At 73.8% G+C, this 3,673-nt stretch carries 4 protein-coding genes; all 4 read left to right on the top strand.

All coding sequences use genetic code 11. The annotated features are described in order from the left end of the window. A partial coding sequence (locus FNQ90_RS15860) for a phosphatidylinositol mannoside acyltransferase (protein ID WP_182606983.1) occupies nt 1-640 on the top strand: 640 nt, incomplete at its 5' end. Between the two features lie 65 nt (nt 641-705). Then, nucleotides 706-1,893 (top strand): glycosyltransferase family 4 protein, encoded by a 1,188-nt coding sequence (locus FNQ90_RS15855; RefSeq protein ID WP_182606984.1) that lies wholly within the window; start codon nt 706-708, stop codon nt 1,891-1,893. A 21-nt stretch (nt 1,894-1,914) separates the two neighbouring features. After that, complete coding sequence (locus FNQ90_RS15850; RefSeq protein ID WP_143617644.1) at nt 1,915-2,448, top strand: hypothetical protein; 534 nt, start codon at nt 1,915-1,917, stop codon at nt 2,446-2,448. 237 nt (nt 2,449-2,685) lie between these two features. After that, entirely contained in the window at nt 2,686-3,615 is a 930-nt protein-coding gene (gene pdxS / locus FNQ90_RS15845; RefSeq protein ID WP_143617646.1) for a pyridoxal 5'-phosphate synthase lyase subunit PdxS, read from the top strand. Nucleotides 3,616-3,673 lie beyond the last annotated feature (58 nt).

The following is a 3,673-nucleotide window of genomic DNA, read 5'->3' as shown; positions in this document are numbered from 1 at the left end:
GGTGGAGGGGATCGAGCGGGTCACCGACGCCCTGGGCGCCGGTCGGGGGGTGGTCCTGGCCCTGCCCCACCTGGCCAACTGGGACCTCGCGGGCGCCTGGGGCACGACCGTCCTCAAGGTGCCCCTCACCACGGTCGCCGAACGCCTCCGACCGGAGAGCCTCTACGACCGCTTCGTCGCCCACCGCGAGAGCCTGGGCATGGAGGTCCTGCCCCACACCGGTGGTGCCGCCCTCGGTGCCCTCGCCCGCCGCCTGCGGGCAGGAGGGCTGGTCGCCCTGGTCGCCGACCGCGATCTGACCGGCTCCGGCGGCGAGGTCGAGTTCTTCGGCGAGACCGCCCGCTTCCCGCTGGGTCCGGCGAAACTCGCCCGACAGACCGGGGCCGACCTGCTTCCCGCCTCGCTGTGGTACGACGGCCCGTTGCTGCGTGCCAGGATCCATCCCGCCGTGCCGGTCCCCGGCCCGGAGGAGGCCGCGACCCGGGAGGAGGCCGCCCTGGTCATGACCCGGAGGATGGCCGCCCGCTTCGCGGAGGGAATCGCCGCCCACCCGCAGGACTGGCACATGCTCCAGCCGTTCTGGCCCCGGGACCGCGAGGCCCGGGCCGCCGCCCGACACGGGGGGAGGACCCGGGCATGAGTTCCCCGACCGGTCCCCACCGACCGTCCGGGACCGGCGCCGCCCCCCGTGTCACCGGGCGTCCGCTGTCCATCGGCATCGTCTGTCCCTATGCCTGGGACGTCCCCGGCGGAGTGCAGTTCCACGTCCGTGACCTCGCCGAGCACCTTCGCCGCCGCGGCCACCGGGTCTCGGTCCTGACCCCCGCCGACGACGACACCGAGCTGCCCCCCGGCGCCGTCTCCGCCGGCCGGGCCGTGCCGGTCCCCTACAACGGCTCGGTCGCCCGCCTCAACTTCGGGTTCCTGTCGGCCGCCCGGGTCCGCCGCTGGGTGCACGACGGCGACTTCGACGTCCTGCACGTCCACGAACCGGCCGCGCCCTCCCTGGGCCTCCTCGCCTGTTGGGTGGCACGTGGCCCCATCGTGGCCACCTTCCACACATCCAACCCCCGCTCCCGCGCCATGGTGGCCGCCTACCCGCTGCTCCAGCCGGCCCTGGAGAAGATCAGCGCCCGGATCGCCGTCAGCGAGTACGCCCGCCGCACCCTCGTGGAACACCTCGGCGGTGACGCGGTGGTCATCCCCAACGGCGTGGACGTCGACTTCTTCGCCCGGGCCGAGCCCCGCCCCGAGTGGCAGGGCGACACCATCGGGTTCATCGGTCGCATCGACGAACCCCGCAAGGGACTGCCCGTCCTCACCCGGGCCCTGCCCCGCATCCTCGAGGAACACCCGGGCGCCCGACTCCTGGTCGCCGGGCGGGGCGACACCGACGAGGCGTTGAAGGGCCTGGAACCCGGGGCCCGCGAGCGGGTGGTCTTCCTCGGCATGATCAACGACGAGGACAAGGCCCGTCTGCTGAGCAGCGTGGCTCTCTACGTGGCCCCCAACACCGGGGGGGAAAGCTTCGGCATCATCCTGGTCGAGGCGATGTCGGCCGGCGCGCCGGTGCTCGCCGGGGATCTGGACGCCTTCGCGCGGGTCCTGGACGCCGGTGCCGCGGGGGAGCTCTTCCCCACCGGGGACGCCGACGCCCTGGCCGAGGCCGCGATCCGCCTGCTGGGCGACCCGGCGCGCCGCACCGCTCTGAGCGAGAGGGCCTCCCGCCACGTGCGCCGCTTCGACTGGGAGACCGTGGGCGCGGAGATCCTCGCCGTCTACGAGACGGTCACCGAGGGAGCGGCGGCGGTGGCCGCCGAGACCGCTGTGACCGACGAGGGGGGCGCCCCCACGGACGGCGGGGGCACCCCGCGCCGAAGGGCACGCCGGTAGCCGAGGGTAGTCTTCCTCCCCGTGACCACCGTGATCTGGGCCCTCGTCGCCCTGTTGGCGATCGGCGTCTACCTCAGCTGGACGGCCGGTCGCCTGGATCGGTTGCACACCCGCATCGAAGCCGCCCGGGCGGCCCTCGACGCGCAGTTGCTGCGCCGTGCCTCCGTGGCCCAGGAGATAGCCACCGCCGGACTGCTGGACCCGGCCGCGTCCATGGTGCTCTACCGCGCGGCGCACGACGCCAGGCAGGCGGAGGAGGAACGTCGTGAGGTCGCCGAGAGCGAGCTCAGCCAGACGCTGCGGGCGGTGTTGGCCGACCCCGACCAACTCACGGGCATCCGCTCCGCACCGGGCGGGCCGGCCGCCCTGGACGAGTTGACGGCCGCCGTGCGCCGGGTACCGATGGCCCGCCGCTTCCACAACGACGCCGTGCGGTCGGTCCGGGCCCTGCGCCGCCACCGCGCCGTGCGCTGGTTCCGTCTCGCGGGGCGGGCTCCCTTCCCACCCGCCTTCGAGATGGACGACGAGCCGCCGCGATTGCTGGTCCTCGGCTGAGGGAAGGGCCGGTCCGCGTCCGGCGGAGCGGTCCACCTGCCCGGGATTGGCCCTTTCGTGTGATGCCACTCCCGGGTTGTCATCGAACGTGGCCCGGTTTTCGCCACCGGCCCCCGGATCCGCGCGACCCGGGAAGTCCGGGGCCGGCACCGTCGCCGGACCGGTGACATGTTCCGAGACTTCCGGGGCCCGTCGCAAGCCGCGGCCCCCCGAGACCGACGAGTGAGGTCGACACCCTTGTCCAGCACGTCTCCCACCCCCTCCGACACCTCCACCGCCGGCGCCCCCGGAACCGGCACCGCCCGCGTCAAGCGCGGCATGGCCGAGCAGCTCAAGGGCGGCGTGATCATGGACGTGGTCACCCCCGAGCAGGCGCGCATCGCCGAGGACGCCGGAGCCGTCGCGGTCATGGCGCTGGAGCGGGTGCCCGCCGACATCCGCAAGGACGGCGGTGTGGCCCGGATGTCCGACCCCGACATGATCGAGGGCATCATCGAGGCCGTCTCCATCCCGGTGATGGCCAAGTCCCGCATCGGCCACTTCGTCGAGGCGCAGGTGCTCCAGGCCCTCGGCGTGGACTACATCGACGAGTCCGAGGTGCTCACCCCCGCCGATGAGGTCAACCACAGCGACAAGTGGTCCTTCACCACCCCCTTCGTCTGCGGTGCGACCAACCTGGGCGAGGCCCTGCGCCGGATCGCCGAGGGCGCGGCGATGATCCGTTCCAAGGGCGAGGCGGGCACCGGCAACGTCGTGGAGGCGGTGCGCCACCTGCGGCAGATCCGCGGTGAGATCGCCCGCCTGAAGGGCCTGGACAACCACGAGCTGTACGCCGCGGCCAAGGAGCTGCGCGCGCCCTACGAGCTGGTCGCCGAGGTCGCCTCCCTCGGCAGGCTGCCGGTGGTGCTGTTCTCCGCCGGTGGGGTGGCCACACCGGCGGACGCCGCTTTGATGCGGCAGTTGGGCGCCGAGGGCGTCTTCGTCGGCTCGGGCATCTTCAAGTCCGGCGACCCGGCCCGCCGCGCCGCCGCCATCGTCAAGGCCACGACGTTCCACGACGACCCCAAGGTGATCGCCGACGCCTCCCGGAACCTCGGCGAGGCCATGGTCGGCATCAACTGCGACACCCTGCCCGAGAGCGAGCGCTACGCCTCCCGCGGCTGGTGAACCCGGCGGCGGACGGGCCGCCCCGTCCGCCGCCCCTCCCGGGGACGGCGCGGTCCTC

Source organism: Streptomyces alkaliphilus (assembly GCF_014141535.1).
Taxonomy (GTDB): Bacteria; Actinomycetota; Actinomycetes; order Streptomycetales; family Streptomycetaceae; genus Streptomyces; species Streptomyces alkaliphilus.
Note: the sequence above shows the minus strand (reverse complement) of the source record. Positions and strands in the feature narration are given on the sequence as shown.